Below are 17,736 nucleotides of genomic sequence, written 5' to 3' on the forward strand. Positions count from 1 at the left end.
TTCGTTTTAGAAAACAGCATATCCTATTCATCTCCATTGGAAGCACTAACCGGACGGGGAAACCGCCCAACTATGCGTAACCGGCTACGTGACGCGAAGCTACACCTGCGGATGGCAAATCCCTCCCACGGGGCGACCTCGAAGGGTCTTTCGCAGTGCGGCCTATTTCGCAGGAATGAAGGAAACGATACGTCAAGAAGGTCGTAAAATTTTTTTGCAAACCCGCCAGCGGCGCTGGGAGGCCAGAAAAATTTTTTGCAAGCCTGCCAGCGGCGCTGGGAAGGCAGAAATTTTTGTTGCAAAGGTGCATTTTCTCCTTTCTTTTCTGGAAAGTCCGGAAAAAACACGTCGCTTTGTGCTGTTTCCAAATCATTTTTCATGGTCCATTTTTTGATAAACGTTTGCATCCTATCTAAAGGATTCTTTTTACCTTTGCGCCGCAAATGCAAACGAAAGGACAGGAAAGATGGGACTGAAGCGATTTGGTGTTTCGTTGGAAGATGAACTGTTGGCTGCGCTCGACCAGTATGTGCAGGCGAATGGTTTCCCTAACCGCTCGCAGGCCATCCGCTTCTTGATTGAAAAGAACGTGGCGGAGCAGAAGTGGCAATGCAACCACATCGTGGCGGGGACGATTATCCTCATGTACGACCAAGTGAAACGGGAAATCACCTCGAAGGTGTCGCTTATCGAGCAAGAATACCAAGACGTGGTGCTCTCTTCTTCGCAATATTTCATCAATAAGAACTTTTGCTTGCATATTGCCACCGTGATGGGCGAAGCGCATCGGCTGACCGAATTGTCGGATAGGCTGACTACGATAAAAGGCATCAAACATGGTAAACTGGTGATGAGCCGTGCCGATTGAGCCTTATTTTTTTGCCCGACGGGTAGCACGAATCAGGAAATAAGTAGCACGACATCCTATTATAAAAGTAAACGTATGAAAAGAAGACATGTAATTTTGGGATGCGCTTTAGGAGCGGTCTCTTGGGCGATGGCAGAGACGCCTTTGGAAGTAGATAGTTTGATTCACCTGAATAGTGTGGTGGTTTCGGCCAACCGCATCGAAGTGAACCGGAGCAGTGTCCCGCTCACTATCTCGATTGTAGACCGCGAGCGGATAGAGAGCAGCAGCGAATCTGCGCTTTTACCGGTGCTTTCCGAGCAGGTGCCGGGTTTGTTTGTGACGGAAAAGGGTATCACGGGTTTTGGCGTTTCGACTGGTGCGGCAGGTACGATTAATATCCGTGGTGTGGGTGGAGGAAACAAGGTGTTGGTCCTCTTCGACGGGCAACCGCAATGGGCGGGATTGTTTGGCCATTCTTTGCCAGATACCTACGTGGCGTCTGATGTGGAGAAGGTCGAAGTGATTCGCGGTCCGGGTTCGTTGCTATATGGTTCGAATGCGATGGGCGGTGTCATCAATATCATTACAAGAAGGCACCACGCGCAAGGGCGGAAGACGCAAGCCCGCCTCATGTATGGTTCCTACAATACGCAAAAGTATATGGTGAACAATGGGTATAACATCGGGAATTTCAGTAGCTTTGTTTCCATTAACCACGACCGTACGGACGGGCATCGCCCCAACTCCGACTTCTGGATAACGAACGGGTTTGCCAACTTGGGGTATCGTTTCAACGACCGATATAAGATGACGGGAGACATCAGCCTGGCCAAGTATAAATTCCAAAACCCAGGCGAAGTCTCTAATCCCATATTTGATAATAAGATGGATATCTTCCGCGGCACCAGCTCTTTGGGCGTAGAGAACCATTACGAGAAGGCAAGCGGTGCGCTCCGCGTCTTTTATAATTGGGGAAACCACCGCATTAACGATGGCTATCATGCCGGAGAGCAGCCCCAGACATACCTCTTCCGCTCGACCGACCACAACGTCGGCGTGCAGCTCTATGAATCGTTCCGCCTCTTTACGGGCAATCACTTTACGGTGGGCATCGACTATAAAAATTGGGGTGGACATGCGTGGAACGACAATAACGACGGGACGCGGACAGAGACCATCGACAAGTCGGTGAGCGAGACGGCTGCCTACGTCATCATGCAGCAGGATTTCTTCGAGAAGTTGGGTGTGAATGCAGGTGTCCGATACGAGCACAACAGCATGTTCGGGGGCGAATGGGTGCCGCAAGCCGGACTGACGTTCCGTCCCTTCGAAGGGAATGTCTGGAAAGCCTCCCTCTCGAAAGGGTTCCGCAGCCCGAATATCCGCGAATTATATATGTATATGCCCGCCAACCCCGATTTGCAGCCAGAGCGCATGATGAACTATGAAATATCTGTGGGGCAGACCTTCCTCGACGGGCAATTGAATGCGGAAGTCACGGCTTTCTTTATCGATGGGAAGGACATGATTCGCGTAGCGCAGGTTGATGGCCGTCCGCTGAACGTCAATACCGGTTCGTTTATCAATAAAGGAATAGAAGCAGAGGTGAACTACCAGATACTGAAGAACCTCTCTTTCCATACGAACTACAGCTACCTGCACCAAAGCGACCCGATAGCCGGCGCGCCGGAGCATAAGTTTTACGCCGGAGCCACCTATGCGCCAGGGCGTTTTACCTTTAACCTCGGCCTCCAGTCTGTCTTCGGGTTGTATACGGACGAAGCCTGCACGAAACAGGAGGATTACACCGTCCTCAATGCCCGTGCCGCTTATCATTTCGGTCCGGCTTCGCGCGAGAAGGGGCTGGACATCTTCCTGAAAGGCGAGAACCTGACCGCCACCCGCTATCAGATAAACGATGGTTTCCCGATGCCCAAGGCCATCTTCATGGGCGGCATCGACGTGACGTTCTGAGCGAAGCCTTCGCACAGAGCTGCGCGAGACCTTCGCACAGTCCTGCACGAGGCTTTCGTGCAGCTCTGCTCGACACTCTCGTGCAGCCCTGCTCGACGCTTTAGAGCAGCTCTGCTCAGGGTGTCTGAATAAAAGGAAGTGATTAAGGCATGAAAAAAGAGGGGAAAGTCCGTTATTTATTGTACATTTGTGCCAAATAACAAAAAACGTATAATAAATAATGTATAAGAAACTCGTGTGGATGTGTGCCGTGTCCGGGGCATTGCTTGCAGCAAGCGGATGCACAAATACGGCACAACAGGGACAGGTAGCGGAGATTAACATCATCCCCGAACCGAAATCAATGCAGGTATCGAATGGTGTGTTCACGTTGAAAGACGGGATGACGATAGGCTATTCAGATGCCTCGCTTCGTCCGGCAGCGGAATATTTGGCGGTGATGCTGAGCCGACCGACCGGATACCAATTTGTTTTGCAGGAGGGAGAAGGGGCGGCGATACAACTCTCGTTGTCTGCCGGAGCTCCTGTGAAAGAGGGTAGCTATGCACTGCAAGTCGGGAAAAGCAAAGTGAGCGTCTCTTCTTCGAACTATGCCGGTGTGGTAGCCGGAATCGAAACGATTCGGCAGTTGTTTCCAGCCGAGATAGAATCGGAGCGTGCGTTGGAAGGAGGAACATGGACGATGCCTGTCGTGTCGATTACAGACGAACCCCGTTTCGGTTGGCGCGGTTTGATGCTCGATGTCTCCCGCCATTTCTATACGAAAGAGGAGGTCAAAGAGCTGTTGGATTTGATGGCACTCTACAAGCTGAACAAGTTCCATTGGCATCTGACGGACGACCAGGGATGGCGTATCGAAATCAAACGATATCCTTTATTGACCGAGAAAGGCGCCTGGCGTACGTTTAATGCGCACGACCGCGAGTGCATGCGCCGGGCCAAGGCGGAGCATAATCCCGACTTCGAGATTCCGGAGGAGAAGCTGAAGATTGTACAGGGCGATACGCTCTACGGTGGCTTCTATACGCAAGAGGATATTCGGGAGGTGGTGAAGTATGCGGCCGTGCGCGGCATTGATGTGGTACCGGAAGTAGACATGCCGGGACACATGTTGGCGGCGGTAAGCAATTACGAGGGCGTTTCTTGTTTCCGCGAGACCGGCTGGGGTTCGATGTTCTCTTCGCCCGTTTGCCCGGGAAAAGAGAGTGCCTTGGAGTTTTGTCGGAACGTATATGCCGAAATCTTCCCGCTTTTCCCCTATAAATATGTGCATTTGGGAGCCGATGAGGTAGAGAAGACCAATTGGAAGAAATGCCCCGATTGCCAGAAACGGATGCGCGACAAGGGATTGAAGACGGAAGAGGAATTGCAGGCCTGGTTCGTCCATCAGATGGAAGACTACTTCCGGGCGAACGGCAAGGAGCTGATAGGTTGGGATGAGATTATCGAAGGAGGATTGTCGGAGACGGCTACAGTCATGTGGTGGCGGAATTGGAATCCGGAGGCGGTACCTACGGCCACGGCACAGGGTAATCCCGTCATCTGTTGCCCCAATGCCTATTTTTATCTCGATTACCAACAGGATAAATACTCCGTACGTAATATATATGAATATACCTTGGCTCCGGATTCGCTCAGCGATGCCCAGCGTGCGTTGGTATTAGGTGTGCAAGGCAATACGTGGTGCGAGTGGATTCCTTCCCGCGAACGGATGCAATACATGGTTTTCCCAAGGGCGTTGGCCATTGCGGAATTGGGATGGAGCGACCCGGCACAGGGTTATTGGGAAGAGTTCGAACAGCGCATGATTGGGCAATTCCCCCGTTTGAGCCTCATGAATGTAAACTATCGGATGCCGGATTTGACCGGTTTCCATAAGGTAAATGCTTTTGTAGGCGAAACGGATGTCGAGATAGTTTCGCCCGACCCCAGTGTGGAAATCCATTATACGACCGACGGAAGCATACCTTCGCTCGAATCGCCTCTCTATACTGGTCCGATAAAGATTACGGAATCGACCGATTTCATCTTCCGCTCTTTCCGTCCGAATGGTAAAGCCGGGGATTTGTTCCATACCTCTTACCTGAAGCAAACGTATGCTCCGGCGGTAGAAGCTTCGCCCGAAAAGACCGGTTTAAGAGCTTTCTGGCATGAATGCAAGGTGAATAAATGCACAGACATCGACTCCTATCCGGTAAAAGCCTCTTACGAGATTGCCGATGTGGCTATTCCGCAAGGCGTGAAAGGTGATATCGGGTTGGTTATTAAAGGTTATTTTAACGCGCCACAGGATGGTGTCTATTCGTTTGTCTTGCTTTCGGACGATGGAAGCGTGCTGAAGGTGGACGATGCCGTGGTTGTGGACAACGATGGCCCGCACTCTCCGCAAGAACTCTCCGGGCAGCGTGCTTTGGCGAAAGGACTCCATCCGATCGAAATCCGTTATTTCGACAATAATGGCGGTACGTTGAAATTGGAAGTCCTTGACCCTTCCGGAAAAGTCATGCCTTATACCGAAGGCATTTATGCCTATGAATGAAAACGATTATAGGCAGAATCGAAAAGGAAAATAGGCATAATCGCGAGCGAAATAGCCTGGATTCAGAAAAAGAACTCCTACGGTCTGTCTGAAAAGGTAGGATAAGTGCTTTTTTTATAGATTTTTTGGTGCAACAGGTTGGTAATATAAAAATATTTCCTACCTTTGCACCCCGTAAGCGGATGGCAACATCCCTTTCGACGCGTAGGCTTGTTTTCTGTTCGTGATGCTAGTTCAGGAAAAAGCATATGCAATGAGTTAATAAGAATCATTACATGTAATAAAAAGAAGATAGAGATGTCTAAGATTTGTCAAATTACCGGAAAAAAAGCGATGGTTGGCAACAACGTTTCGCATTCGAAGAGAAGAACGAAACGCAAATTTGATGTCAATCTGTTTACAAAGAAGTTCTATTGGGTAGAAGAAGATTGCTGGATTAGCTTACGAATTTCTGCTGCAGGTTTGCGTACGATTAACAAATTGGGCTTGGATGCAGCCATCAAGAAAGCCGCAGAAAAAGGGTATTTAAACGCATAATGAGGAGGATTTAAACAATGGCAAAGAAAGCGAAAGGAAACAGAGTACAAGTGATTTTGGAATGTACTGAACACAAAGATAGCGGTATGCCGGGTACTTCTCGTTATATCACTACCAAGAATAGAAAGAATACAACGCAGCGTTTGGAATTGATGAAATATAATCCAATTCTGAAACGAATGACTTTACACAAAGAAATTAAATAAGAGGAGATTAAACAATGGCAAAGAAAGCAGTTGCAACATTTAAGAAAGGTGATGGACGTACTTTCTCGAAAGTAATCAAGATGGTAAAGTCTCCGAAGACGGGTGCTTACATCTTCCAAGAGGAAATGATTCCTAATGAAGCTGTAAAAGACTACTTTACGAAATAAGTTGTTGTGCATATCATAAAGAAGGCTCTTTTCTGAAAAAAGGAAAGGGCTTTTTTTGTATTTTGTATCGAATAAATCCTTAACTTTGTCCGGCAAGACGGAAAGCAGATGAGGTTTGCTTCCGCATAGCATTAGTGTTTGAATGTAAACTATAAAATAAATAACATTATTATGAAATTTGTCGTTTCGTGTACGGCGTTGTCATCTCGCTTGCAATCGGTGAGCAAGGTGATTGCTTCAAAGAATTCATTACCTATTTTGGATAATTTCTTGTTCGAGTTGGAAGGAGATGTTTTAACGATTACGGCGGCTGATGCGGAGACGCGCTTGGTTACGACTGTAAACGTGATGAATGCTCAGGGGGGAGGCATGTTTGCCTTATCTGCCAAGAATATCTTAGACCCTTTGAAGGAGTTGCCTGAGCAGCCTTTGACATTCGATATCAACGATGATAATTTGGAGACATTCATCTATTTCCAAAATGGCAAATATAACTTTATCGGAGCAAAAGGCGATACCTATCCGCAACAGAAACCGTTGAGCGAGCAGGCGGTATCCATTTCGATGGAAAGTAAGACGTTATTGAATGGTATTAACCGTTCGTTGTTTGCTACGGCCGACGATGAGCTTCGTCCGGTCATGAATGGTGTCTATTTTGACATCCAACCGGATAATCTGACCTTTGTGGCATCCGACGGGCGGAAGCTGGTGCGTTTGCGTAATTTGTCAATAAAATCACCCGAACGGGCTTCTTTTATATTGCCTAAGAAACCGGCGACTTTGCTCAAGACCATATTGGCTAAAGATGAAGGCATGGTGACCATTCGTTTCGACGAAAACAATGCGCATTTGGTTTGCGAGAATTTTGAAATGGTCTGCCGCTTAATCGAAGGACGTTACCCGAACTACAATAGCGTGATTCCGCAAGAGAATCCTTATAAAGTGACAATCGACCGTCTTTCATTCCTCACAGCATTGAAGCGCGTATCCGTCTTTTCGCAAGCCAGTAGTTTGATTAAGTTGCAATTGCATCCGGAGTCGGTGACTATCTTCGCACAGGATATCGATTTTTCTATTTCTGCGGAAGAACGTATCCCATGCCAGTTCAACGGGCCGGAATTCAGTATTGGTTTTAATGCGACTTACTTGATTGAAATATTAAGCAATATTGGTTCAGAGGAAATTGTGTTCGAATTGGCGGATCCATCCCGTGCGGGCGTGATAATCCCGGCGGAAAACGAGGAAAACGAAGACTTGTTGACCTTGTTGATGCCTATGATGTTGAACGATTAAAAAGAATGGCATGCAATTGAATTTGAAGAGTCCGTTGATGTTCTTTGATTTAGAAACGACGGGCATCAATGTGTCGAAAGATCGTATCATTGAGATTTCCTACCTGAAAGTATTTCCCAACGGAAACGAGGAATCGAAAACGATGCGCGTGAATCCGGAAATGCCCATCCCGGCTGCTTCCACGGCTATCCATGGTATTACGGACGAGGACGTGAAGAATTGTCCTACGTTTAAAATGATAGCCAAATCGTTGGCTGCCCAAATCGAAGGTTGTGACTTGGCGGGATATAATTCGAACCGTTTTGATATTCCTTTGTTGGCCGAAGAGTTTCTCCGTGCGGGAGTGGATATTGATTTGAATCGTCGGAAATTTGTCGACGTACAAACGATTTTCTATAAGATGGAGCAGCGCACGCTTTCTGCCGCTTATAAGTTCTATTGCAACAAGAGCTTGGAGAATGCCCATACAGCTGCGGCCGATACGCTGGCTACGTATGAAGTCTTGAAGGCGCAGCTCGACCGTTATCCGGAATTAAAGAACGATGTCAAGTTCCTTTCTGAATTTTCCAGCTTTACGAACAATGTAGATTTTGCTGGACGTATGATTTACAATGAAGAAGGGAAAGAGGTGTTCAATTTCGGAAAGTTCAAAGGTCGTTTGGTGGAAGATGTTTTGCGCATCGAGCCCTCTTACTATCATTGGATGATGGATGGCGATTTTGCTTTGAATACGAAACAAAAACTAACAGAAATCCGATTAAGAAGTTTAAATACGAAACAATCATGAATAACTTTGAATTTGCCAATCCGGTAAAAATTGTGTTTGGGAAAGGTATGATTGCCCGTTTAGGTGCCTTACTTCCTGAGGCAAGCAAGGTTTTGCTGGTATATGGGGGTGGAAGCATCAAACGGAACGGTGTTTACGACCAAGTGCGCAAAGCATTGGAGGGCTTTGATGTCTTGGATTTTGGAGGCATTGAGGCAAATCCGCATTACGAGACTTGCCTGAAAGCGGTCGATATCGTGCGCCGCGAACAGGTCTCTTTCTTGTTGGCTGTGGGTGGCGGTTCGGTAATCGATGCTACTAAGTTCATTGCTGCAGCTGCTTGTTTCGAGGGGGACGAACCGTGGAACATTTTGTATAAGAGCGCACCTGTTCGGCGGGCTTTGCCGTTGGGCGTCGTGCTTACCTTGCCGGCTACGGGGTCGGAGATGAATGAGCGGGCGGTTATTTCGAACATGGCGACGCAACAGAAGTTGAACTTCACCACGCCGCTGCTCTTCCCGCAGTTTTCCATCTTGGATCCAGAGGTGACCTATTCCTTGCCGGCTCGGCAGGTGGCGAACGGGGTGGTCGATTCCTTCATCCACGTGGTGGAGCAATATCTGACCTATCCTGTGAATGCCAAGGTACAGGATGCGTTTGCTGAAGGACTGATGCGCGTTATCCACGAAGAGGGGCTGAAGGTATTGGACCATCCGCAGGATTACGACATCCGCGCCAACCTGATGTGGGCTGCTACGAATGCGCTGAATCTCTGGATTGGGCAGGGTGTCCCGCAGGATTGGTCATCGCATCGCATGGGCTATGCACTGACGGCGCAATTCGGTCTCGATCATGCCCAAACGTTGGCGATTCTCCTTCCTGGTGTCATGACCTATATGTTTGAAGAGAAAAAAGCCAAGTTGGTACAGATGGGTACGAATGTGTTTGGTATTGCCGAGGGAACCGACGACGAGCGGGCATGGAAGACTATCGCTTCCTGTGAGGAATTTTTCCGGCAGATGGGGTTGAAGACGCGCTTCGGTGAATGTGGCATCGAGGAGAAGGATCTGGACGCACTAGCTGCTTTTGTCGATGAGATGGGTTGGCATTTGGGTGAGCATCACAACATCGACAGCCGTGTGGCGAAAGAGATTATGTTGCTGCGCTTGTAAAGGTGCTTGGATTCCCATTTTTGGAGACCTCCGTGTGAGTATTTGAGCATTCCTGGGTATGGGAATACGCTTGGATTACATTTTTTAGAGAAAACGAAGAAATGCTGAAAGGAAAACATATCATTTTAGGGATTACGGGAAGTATTGCGGCCTATAAAGCGGCCTATTTGATTCGTGCCCTTGTGAAGAAAGGGACGGAAGTGCAGGTGGTGATTACGCCTGCGGGGAAGGAGTTTATCACGCCGCTTACGCTCGCGACACTCAGTTCGCATCCGGTCATTAGTGAATTTTTTTCGAACCGTGACGGGACGTGGAATAGTCACGTGGACTTGGGCTTATGGGCGGATGCGATGCTTATTGCGCCCGCGACGGCCTCGACTATCGGGAAGATGGCCAACGGTATCGCCGACAATATGCTGGTGACGACCTACCTCTCATGCAAGGCTCCTGTTTTTGTGGCCCCCGCGATGGATTTGGACATGTTCGCACATCCCTCGACCCAGCAGAACCTAGCTCGTCTACGTGCATTCGGAAACCGTATCATCGAACCGACGTCGGGTGAATTGGCTAGCCATCTGGTGGGAAAAGGCCGGATGGAGGAGCCGGATCGGATTGTATCCGTGCTGGAAGATTTCTTTGCTGAAAGTGCTTTATTAAAGGACAAAAAGATTTTAATCACGGCAGGGCCGACCTATGAGAAAATTGACCCTGTCCGTTTTATTGGTAACTATTCGTCGGGTAAGATGGGGTATGCATTGGCCGAAGCCTGTGCGGAACGAGGTGCGGCGGTGACGTTGGTGAGCGGTCCTGTGTCGCTCGTTGCTCGCCATCCAAGCATCCAGGTGGTACGGGTGGAATCGGCGGCAGAAATGTATGAGGCGGCGATGGAGGCGTTTCCTTCGATGGATGCAGCCATTCTGTCTGCTGCAGTGGCCGATTATCGCCCAGAGACTATGTCGGACGTGAAAATCAAGCGTGAAACGACGAGCGAAATGACGCTCCGTCTGGTTCCCAATCCTGACATTGCAGCTTCGTTGGGAGCAGTCAAGAAACCGGGGCAAGTGCTGGTGGGATTTGCGTTGGAAACGGATCGTGGCATCTTGCACGCGGAAGAGAAATTACGGCGGAAGCATCTCGATTTTATCGTCTTGAATTCATTGCAAGATGCAGGTGCCGGCTTCCAATGCGATACGAACAAAATTTCTATTTTGGACGCGCGTGAACACGTCGATTATCCGTTGAAAACTAAACAAGAGGTAGCGATCGATATCGTGAAACGGTTGGCTGTTTGTTGGTCATAGGTAATTTAAAAAGGGAATAAGATGGGTATAAGGAAATTACTTGGATTGTTTTTGGTAGGGATAGCTTCGTGGGCGAATGCGCAGCTGTCGACCGTGGGTGAACTGAACGCGCGTGTCACTATCAACAGTGACAAAGTGCAGGGCTCAGACAAGCAGGTTTTCACGACGTTGCAAGAGGCTCTGATGGAGTTCATCAATAACCGACGATGGACAGATGCAACCTTCGGTATTAACGAACGTATCGATTGTTCATTTACGATTATTATCAGCGAGCAGACCGACAATTCGTTTACGGGCGAGATACAGGTACAGGCAAGCCGACCCGTATATAATTCCTCGTATACAACGAACTTGTTTAACTTCCGCGATACTGAGTTGAATTTTGAGTACACACAATTTGAACCGCTCGAATATACCGAAAATACATTGAACAGCAACCTGACGGCAACCATTGTGTACTACATTTATATTATATTGGGATTAGATTTCGATAGTTTCTCACCGTTGGGAGGGCGGGTTTATTTCGACCAAGCTCAGCAGATAGTTAATTTGGCGCAATCTCAAGGCTCGTGGAACGGTTGGCGGGCATTCGAGAAAGACGATAACCGGCACGGGCTTATCACGGCCCTGACTGACAATGCCTCCGAGACGTTCCGCAATTTCTGGTACACGTACCATCGGAAGGGATTAGACGAGATGGCTGGTAATCCAGACCGTGGACGGACTACCATCATCGAGGCACTTCCCGCCCTGCAGGAGGTAAAGAGCGTGCGTCCCACGTCGGTTCTTTTGCGACTCTTTTCCGATTCCAAGCTGGACGAATTGGTCCTGATTTATTCTAAAGCAACTACGCAAGAGAAGCAGGCAGGATATAAGTTGTTGTTTGAATTGTACCCGACGGCAGGTTCTCGATTGGAATCATTGCAAAAGTAGGTAGTTATGTTGAACTCATTATATATTCAGAATTTTGTTCTGATTGATAGTTTGGACATCCATTTCCAGCCGGGTTTCTCGGTGATAACGGGCGAGACGGGGGCTGGAAAGTCTATTATCCTTGGGGCTTTATCGTTGGTGTTAGGTCAACGTGCAGACGGGAAGAGCATCCAGCAAGGAGCCGACAAGTGTGTTATCGAGGCGGTTTTCAATATCGCGAAATACCAGCTGGAGCCTTTCTTTTTGGAGAATGATTTGGAATATGACGCTGCCTGTTGCATCTTGCGCCGCGAATTGTATGCGTCGGGCAAATCGCGGGCGTTTGTGAACGATTCGCCCGTTTCGCTCTCGATTTTGAAAGAGCTGGGGACGCGTCTGATTGATATCCATTCCCAGCATCAAAATCTGCTGTTGGGCGATATGCATTTCCAGCTTCGTGTCGTAGATGTCATGGCCGAGAACCAAATTCTCTTGATTCTCTATAAAAAAGAATATTCGCGTTATCAAGGTTTGCGGCGAGAATTGAAAATTTTAGAACAAAAAGCTGCTCAGACGAAGCAAGAAGAAGATTATATCCGTTTCCAGTTGGATCAACTCTTGGAGGCTTCGCTTAAGGAGGGAGAACAGGAGGATTTGGAACAAGAGCAAGAAACACTTTCGCACGCCGAGGAGATAAAGGGTTCGCTGTATAAGGTGTCGCAATTGCTGGAAGGCGAGGAGATGGGTTCTGTCCAACTGTTGAAGGAGGCACTTTCGACGGTGGAGGGGCTCGAATCTTATTATCCGAAAGCAAAGGAGATGGCCGAGCGTCTCCGCTCCGCTTATATTGAATTGGATGATTTGGCATCGGAGGCAGATTCGCTGAAAGAGGATGTGGAATACAATCCGGAGCGGATGGACTGGGTAAACGAGCGGTTGAATGTCATTTATTCATTGGAGCAGAAACACCATGTTTCTACGGTAGGGGAGTTATTGGCGTTGCAGGCGCGTTTCCAACAGCAATTGGAGGAGATGAGTTCGTATGAGGAGCAAATCGAGGAACTGAACCGGTTGGTGGCGGCATCGTATGAGGAACTGTTGCAGCAGGCGGCTGTGCTGGGGGCACAACGTCGGGCGGCGGCCGAACGGATTGCAACCCAACTGGTGGAAATGGTGACGCCATTGGGTATGCCGAATGTCCGTTTCCGCATTGATATCTTGGCCAAACAAGAACCGGATGCCGACGGGATGGACGAGGTGCGTTTTATGTTCGCCGCCAACAAGAACGGCGAACTGCAACCGGTGGCGCAGACGGCATCGGGGGGCGAAATTTCCCGTCTCATGCTTTGTCTCAAAGCGATGATTGCCGGTTTCACGGCGTTGCCTACGATTATTTTCGACGAGGTGGATACGGGTGTCTCGGGTGATATTGCCGATAAAATGGGTAATATCATGCAGGATTTGGGCGGGAAAATGCAGGTTTTCGCCATTACACATCTACCTCAAATCGCAGCCAAAGGTTCTGCTCATTATTTTGTATACAAAGAAGATAAAGAAGAAAGGACGGTCACCTGCATCAAGCAACTGAACGATGAAGAACGTGTGCAGGAGGTGGCGCGGATGCTGAGTGGGGCTTCCCTCACCAAAGCATCTTTAGCGAATGCAAAGGATTTATTAAGGAAACGCCGCTAAACTTCGCGGTCTCCAGGCGTGTCTTAAAGACAAGTATAAACGAAAAAAGAAAGGTTATGAAACGAATAGTTTGGATTAGTTTTCTGGTGTGGTTTCTGTCTTCTCTGCCGGGATATGGCCAATTTTGGGTGAAGTTTGAGTGGAATGTGGCTTCGTGTCCGGATTGTTGCTGGATGGAGCACGCGTTGCATCTCTCGCCCTCTGCGGCCAGAGAGTATCAGCATATCATCCATTCGTATGGGAAGCGCATCGAACGGGAGGCGCGGCGCGATTGTCGTTATTGGGATCGTTCGGCCAAGCGGATTTTTGATTACCGCATGGAGCGCGACCGCCATTTGCAGGCGTTGATGGACTACGCTCAATTCAACCTCTACGTCCGTTTGATACGCGAGACGCCCTCACGCATCCACGATTATGTGGGATGGTACAATAATCCTTATTATCCTGATTTTCGTCCGACGCACGACTGCTATTGGTACGAAGATGCTTATTGGCATGGCGTTTGGCACTACGAGCATGGCAAATGGGCGCATCATTTTGATAAGCATGGATGGTATGCCGGAAAATATGACCATCCTTTCGTCCCGAAGCCGCCGCACCCGCATAAGCCGGTAGCTCCGACACCTCCGCCAGCCCATCGTCCGGCACCGCCTCGTCGTCCGGCTCCGCATGTGCAGCGTCCGGCCCCGAAGCCGCACCCCGACCGGGTAAAGCCGGGGAAGAAAAATCCGAAGAAGGAGCGCAACGCGGGGCATCAGTCGAGCAGTAAGCGTGGTTCGGGACGCGATGCTGGCTACTGGTGACGTTTTCGGACACTGTCCGAAAGTCCCGCATCCTCCGAAGAAAAAGGTAAAAAAGTTTAGAATTTATAAATAGGAACGTATGGATACAAAATTACTCGTAACCACGACGGGGTTACTTCTTGCGGGAGCCAGTTGCGCCCCGAAACAGCCGGAGGCTGAAAAAGCCGCCGAAGTCGCGAAGCCGAACATTATCTTTATTTTGTGCGACGATTTGGGATATGGCGATTTGGCTTGTTATGGACAGCCCTATATCAAAACACCGAACCTCGACCGGCTGGCCGCCGAAGGAATGCTTTTTACACAAGCATACGCCGGGAGTCCGGTGAGCGCACCGTCGCGGGCCTCGCTCATGACAGGCCAACACAGCGGGCACGGCAAGGTGCGTGGCAACCGCGAATATTGGGCGGATAGCGGCGAAGTACGCTATGGAAAGAACAAGGACTATGCCGTGGTGGGGCAAATGCCTTACGATACGGCGCACGTCATCATCCCCGAAATTATGAAGGCGAACGGCTATACGACGGGTATGTTCGGCAAATGGGCAGGCGGTTACGAAGGTTCCGAATCGACGCCCGACAAACGCGGCATCGACGAATATTACGGTTATATCTGTCAGTTTCAAGCGCATTTGTATTATCCTAATTTCCTGAACCGGTATAGTAAATCGATGGGCGATACGGCGGTGGTCCGCATCCCGATGGAGCAGAACATGCAGCACGCGATGTATGGAGACGATTACCGGAACCGCACGCAATACTCGGCCGACTTGATTCACCAAGAGGCGATGAAGTGGCTCGACAAGCAAGATGGCAAGCAGCCCTTCTACGGATTCTTTACTTATACATTGCCGCACGCCGAATTGGTGCAGCCGGAAGATTCCATCGTAAAGTATTACATGGCGAAATTCAAAGCCGATCTTTCTTATCCGGGTTCCGAAGGTTCGCGCTACAATCCGGTCATGCATACCCATGCACAATTTGCTGCCATGATTACCCGCTTGGATAAATACGTAGGCGATATCATGCAGGCATTGGATAAAAAGGGGTTGGCAGAGCATACGATTTTAATGTTCTCGAGCGACAACGGGCCCCACGAAGAGGGCGGAGCCGACCCGGAATTTTTTGGTCGAGATGGTAAGTTGCGCGGCCTGAAGCGGCAGTGTTACGAGGGTGGCATTCGCGTTCCATTCATTGTCCGTTGGCCGGGCAAGGTGAAGGCGGGGACGGTGAGCGACCACATCTGCGCGTTCTACGACATCATGCCCACCTTCTGCGACTTGATTGGTGAGAAGGATTACGTGAAGAAATACAGCAATCCCCGTTTGGCGACGGATTATTTCGACGGCATCTCGTTTGCACCGACGTTGCTGGGTGAGAGCGGACAGCAGGAGCATGAATTTCTCTATTGGGAATTTGAAGAGACAGACCAAATCGGTGTCCGTATGGGGGATTGGAAGATGGTGGTCGTGAAGGGTGAACCGAGGCTCTATAACCTTGCAGAAGATTTGCATGAAGACCACGACATCGCCGCGCAACATCCTGATATCGTGGCGCAGATGAAATCCGTCATCACTACGCAACACGTGGAAAGTCCGGATTTCAAAGTGACGTTGCCGTAGCGTGAAAACTAAGGAGATTGTCCGTTAGGTGGAAACGCGTATCGTGTTCGGCCAGGAAACGGACCACCGTGAGTACCTGTTCCGTAGGGAAAACGAGGGAATCGGTAAGTAGTTCCAAGGGCATGGCTGTAGTTTCCACCTGTTGGATAAGCGCGTCTTGGATAGCATGGAAGCGGGCGTTGCTGAGTCCGCTTGCATGTTTGGCAACGCAAATATCGCATGTACCGCAATCCTGTTTCATCTTTTCTCCGAAATATTCCAGGAGGATACGTGTACGGCAGGTGTGGTTCGCATGGATATATTCCAATACCTTTTGAATGCGTGCTTCGCTCCGGGCTTTACGTTCTTCGTAGGCCGAACGAGGAATGGAAAGGTAGCGTTGCTCTTCGCGTGTCTGGCGGTAGATAATCATGGGTGTCTTTTTCTCCGGAATGTAATGGACGATTTTGTATTTTGAAAGCCCGACGAGCAGATGATACACTTCATCTCGTGAACATTCGGCACGTGTGGCGATTTGGCTCTCGTTGATATAGGCATAATCGGAAAAAAGGCCGGTGTAAGAGCGGAGAATAGTCTTGACGACTCGGTCTGTCAGTAAGTCTTGCTTCAGGTATTTATAAAGTTCTTCGCGGGTAGCCAGGAAAAGGAGGCGTGAGGCATTTTCAGCTTCTTCTACATATTCAATATAACCGGCCAGTTCCAAGAGTTTGAGGGCATGGTGCGTAGGCGTAATAGGAAATTTGTAGGCTGCGCAGAAATCGGTCAGTACAAAATCGTGCGTAGTATCCAGCCCGAAACCAACGGCTATTTGGAAATAATTCCCCAATGCTTCATACACACGGTAAATGAAATCTTTGGGAGGAAATTCATCGCTTAACCTTTTTTTGAGTTGCGTGGTGTCAGTTGGGGAACAGAGTGCTACGGCATACGCTTTCTTTCCATCCCGCCCTGCACGTCCGGCCTCTTGATAATATTCTTCCAACGAACTGGGCATATCCAAATGAATGACTAAACGCACGTCCGGTTTGTCAATTCCCATGCCAAAGGCGTTCGTAGCTACGATGACGCGCGTCTCTCCTGCTTTCCATGCATTTTGTCGAATCTGTTTTTCGTCGTAATTTAATCCGGCATGAAAATAGTTGGCGGAGATATGTTGTTGTTGGAGATATTCTGCCACTTCTTTGGTCTTTTTCCGGTTGCGGACATAGACGATGGCGGTTCCAGGGACGCGTTCGAGGATGTGTGTCAATTCGTGCAACTTATCTTCCGTGTTTCGGACAATATAAGCCAAGTTCTCTCGCATGAAGCTTTTTTGAAAGACATTCTTTTCGCGGAAATGGAGTCGCTCTTGGATATCATCGACTACTTCAGGTGTAGCAGTAGCGGTCAGCGCTAATACAGGTACATTCGGTAAGAGTTCACGAACGTCGGCAATCTTTAAATAAGAGGGGCGAAAGTCATATCCCCATTGCGAGATACAATGGCTTTCATCTACGACCAAAAGACATACCTTCATGGCTTGTACTTTGTTGAGGAAGATTTCCGTCCCTAAACGTTCAGGCGAGACGTAGAGGAATTTGTAATCGCCAAAAATACAGTTTTCCAGTTGGGTGATAATCTCTTGGCGTGTCAAACCAGAATGGACGGCGGTAGCTTTGATACCAATCCGCTTTAGGTTGTCCACTTGGTCTTTCATCAAGGCAATCAGAGGTGTGACCACAATACAAATGCCCTCCATCGTCAGGGTTGGCACTTGGAAGGTAATAGACTTTCCTCCTCCTGTAGGCATCAGTCCCAACGTGTCTTTTCCTTCGTAGACCGATTGGATGATCTCTTCCTGCAAGGGGCGAAAGGCTTCATATCCCCAATATTGTTTTAATACCTCTTGAAAGCACTTCATGATTGT

General features: G+C 49.0%; 16 protein-coding genes. 15 read left to right on the top strand and 1 reads right to left on the bottom strand.

What is annotated here, in order from left to right; translation table 11 throughout:
* The first annotated feature begins 175 nt into the window (after positions 1-175).
* From B5F77_RS15565 to B5F77_RS06930, 15 genes are all read left to right on the top strand, one after another.
* Entirely contained in the window at positions 176-394 is a 219-nt protein-coding gene (locus B5F77_RS15565; RefSeq protein WP_140392834.1) for a hypothetical protein, read from the top strand.
* A gap of 72 nt (positions 395-466) precedes the next feature.
* Positions 467-868: a ribbon-helix-helix protein, CopG family gene (locus B5F77_RS06865; RefSeq protein WP_087329309.1), complete on the top strand. Its 402-nt coding sequence runs from the start codon at positions 467-469 to the stop codon at positions 866-868.
* A gap of 129 nt (positions 869-997) precedes the next feature.
* Positions 998-2,824 carry a TonB-dependent receptor gene (locus tag B5F77_RS06870; RefSeq protein ID WP_087329311.1) on the top strand — a complete coding sequence of 609 codons (1,827 nt, stop codon included), beginning with the start codon at positions 998-1,000 and terminating at the stop codon, positions 2,822-2,824.
* 220 nt (positions 2,825-3,044) lie between these two features.
* On the top strand, positions 3,045-5,363 hold the full coding sequence (locus tag B5F77_RS06875; RefSeq protein ID WP_087329313.1) for a family 20 glycosylhydrolase: 2,319 nt from the start codon (positions 3,045-3,047) through the stop codon (positions 5,361-5,363).
* A 297-nt stretch (positions 5,364-5,660) separates the two neighbouring features.
* Positions 5,661-5,900, top strand: coding sequence for a 50S ribosomal protein L28 (gene rpmB / locus B5F77_RS06880; RefSeq protein ID WP_087329315.1), 240 nt, complete (start codon positions 5,661-5,663; stop codon positions 5,898-5,900).
* A 17-nt stretch (positions 5,901-5,917) separates the two neighbouring features.
* Positions 5,918-6,106: a 50S ribosomal protein L33 gene (gene rpmG / locus B5F77_RS06885; RefSeq protein ID WP_087329317.1), complete on the top strand. Its 189-nt coding sequence runs from the start codon at positions 5,918-5,920 to the stop codon at positions 6,104-6,106.
* Between the two features lie 14 nt (positions 6,107-6,120).
* On the top strand, positions 6,121-6,273 hold the full coding sequence (locus B5F77_RS06890; protein WP_087329319.1) for a DUF4295 domain-containing protein: 153 nt from the start codon (positions 6,121-6,123) through the stop codon (positions 6,271-6,273).
* A gap of 171 nt (positions 6,274-6,444) precedes the next feature.
* Positions 6,445-7,566 (top strand): DNA polymerase III subunit beta, encoded by a 1,122-nt coding sequence (dnaN, locus tag B5F77_RS06895; RefSeq protein WP_087329386.1) that lies wholly within the window; start codon positions 6,445-6,447, stop codon positions 7,564-7,566.
* Positions 7,567-7,576: 10 nt separating this feature from the next.
* Positions 7,577-8,353, top strand: coding sequence for a 3'-5' exonuclease (locus tag B5F77_RS06900; protein ID WP_087329321.1), 777 nt, complete (start codon positions 7,577-7,579; stop codon positions 8,351-8,353).
* Entirely contained in the window at positions 8,350-9,504 is a 1,155-nt protein-coding gene (locus B5F77_RS06905) for an iron-containing alcohol dehydrogenase (protein ID WP_087329323.1), read from the top strand. The genes B5F77_RS06900 and B5F77_RS06905 overlap by 4 nt, the downstream gene beginning before the upstream one ends.
* A gap of 101 nt (positions 9,505-9,605) precedes the next feature.
* Positions 9,606-10,805 (top strand): bifunctional phosphopantothenoylcysteine decarboxylase/phosphopantothenate--cysteine ligase CoaBC, encoded by a 1,200-nt coding sequence (gene coaBC, locus B5F77_RS06910; protein ID WP_087329325.1) that lies wholly within the window; start codon positions 9,606-9,608, stop codon positions 10,803-10,805.
* A 21-nt stretch (positions 10,806-10,826) separates the two neighbouring features.
* Entirely contained in the window at positions 10,827-11,738 is a 912-nt protein-coding gene (locus B5F77_RS06915) for a DUF4835 family protein (protein WP_087329327.1), read from the top strand.
* Positions 11,739-11,744: 6 nt separating this feature from the next.
* Positions 11,745-13,409, top strand: a complete 1,665-nt coding sequence (gene recN / locus B5F77_RS06920; protein ID WP_087329329.1) for a DNA repair protein RecN — start codon at positions 11,745-11,747, stop codon at positions 13,407-13,409.
* Positions 13,410-13,465: 56 nt separating this feature from the next.
* Positions 13,466-14,212, top strand: a complete 747-nt coding sequence (locus B5F77_RS06925; protein WP_140392835.1) for a hypothetical protein — start codon at positions 13,466-13,468, stop codon at positions 14,210-14,212.
* 79 nt (positions 14,213-14,291) lie between these two features.
* Positions 14,292-15,830 (top strand): arylsulfatase, encoded by a 1,539-nt coding sequence (locus B5F77_RS06930; protein ID WP_087329333.1) that lies wholly within the window; start codon positions 14,292-14,294, stop codon positions 15,828-15,830.
* On the opposite strand, the gene B5F77_RS06935 is transcribed toward B5F77_RS06930, so the two are convergent.
* Positions 15,811-17,730 carry an ATP-dependent DNA helicase RecQ gene (locus tag B5F77_RS06935; protein WP_087329335.1) on the bottom strand — a complete coding sequence of 640 codons (1,920 nt, stop codon included), beginning with the start codon at positions 17,728-17,730 and terminating at the stop codon, positions 15,811-15,813. The genes B5F77_RS06930 and B5F77_RS06935 overlap by 20 nt on opposite strands.
* Positions 17,731-17,736 lie beyond the last annotated feature (6 nt).

This window comes from Parabacteroides sp. An277 (assembly GCF_002159645.1).
Classification (GTDB): domain Bacteria; phylum Bacteroidota; class Bacteroidia; order Bacteroidales; family Tannerellaceae; genus Parabacteroides.

What these genes read in the sequence shown, in the direction of transcription:
- B5F77_RS15565 (WP_140392834.1), top strand. Translation starts at nt 176, where the DNA reads ATGAAGGAAACGATACGTCAAGAAGGTCGTAAAATTTTTTTGCAAACC.
- B5F77_RS06865 (WP_087329309.1), top strand. Translation starts at nt 467, where the DNA reads ATGGGACTGAAGCGATTTGGTGTTTCGTTGGAAGATGAACTGTTGGCT.
- B5F77_RS06870 (WP_087329311.1), top strand. Translation starts at nt 998, where the DNA reads ATGGCAGAGACGCCTTTGGAAGTAGATAGTTTGATTCACCTGAATAGT.
- B5F77_RS06875 (WP_087329313.1), top strand. Translation starts at nt 3,045, where the DNA reads ATGTATAAGAAACTCGTGTGGATGTGTGCCGTGTCCGGGGCATTGCTT.
- rpmB (WP_087329315.1), top strand. Translation starts at nt 5,661, where the DNA reads ATGTCTAAGATTTGTCAAATTACCGGAAAAAAAGCGATGGTTGGCAAC.
- rpmG (WP_087329317.1), top strand. Translation starts at nt 5,918, where the DNA reads ATGGCAAAGAAAGCGAAAGGAAACAGAGTACAAGTGATTTTGGAATGT.
- B5F77_RS06890 (WP_087329319.1), top strand. Translation starts at nt 6,121, where the DNA reads ATGGCAAAGAAAGCAGTTGCAACATTTAAGAAAGGTGATGGACGTACT.
- dnaN (WP_087329386.1), top strand. Translation starts at nt 6,445, where the DNA reads ATGAAATTTGTCGTTTCGTGTACGGCGTTGTCATCTCGCTTGCAATCG.
- B5F77_RS06900 (WP_087329321.1), top strand. Translation starts at nt 7,577, where the DNA reads ATGCAATTGAATTTGAAGAGTCCGTTGATGTTCTTTGATTTAGAAACG.
- B5F77_RS06905 (WP_087329323.1), top strand. Translation starts at nt 8,350, where the DNA reads ATGAATAACTTTGAATTTGCCAATCCGGTAAAAATTGTGTTTGGGAAA.
- coaBC (WP_087329325.1), top strand. Translation starts at nt 9,606, where the DNA reads ATGCTGAAAGGAAAACATATCATTTTAGGGATTACGGGAAGTATTGCG.
- B5F77_RS06915 (WP_087329327.1), top strand. Translation starts at nt 10,827, where the DNA reads ATGGGTATAAGGAAATTACTTGGATTGTTTTTGGTAGGGATAGCTTCG.
- recN (WP_087329329.1), top strand. Translation starts at nt 11,745, where the DNA reads ATGTTGAACTCATTATATATTCAGAATTTTGTTCTGATTGATAGTTTG.
- B5F77_RS06925 (WP_140392835.1), top strand. Translation starts at nt 13,466, where the DNA reads ATGAAACGAATAGTTTGGATTAGTTTTCTGGTGTGGTTTCTGTCTTCT.
- B5F77_RS06930 (WP_087329333.1), top strand. Translation starts at nt 14,292, where the DNA reads ATGGATACAAAATTACTCGTAACCACGACGGGGTTACTTCTTGCGGGA.
- B5F77_RS06935 (WP_087329335.1), bottom strand. Translation starts at nt 17,730, where the DNA reads ATGAAGTGCTTTCAAGAGGTATTAAAACAATATTGGGGATATGAAGCC.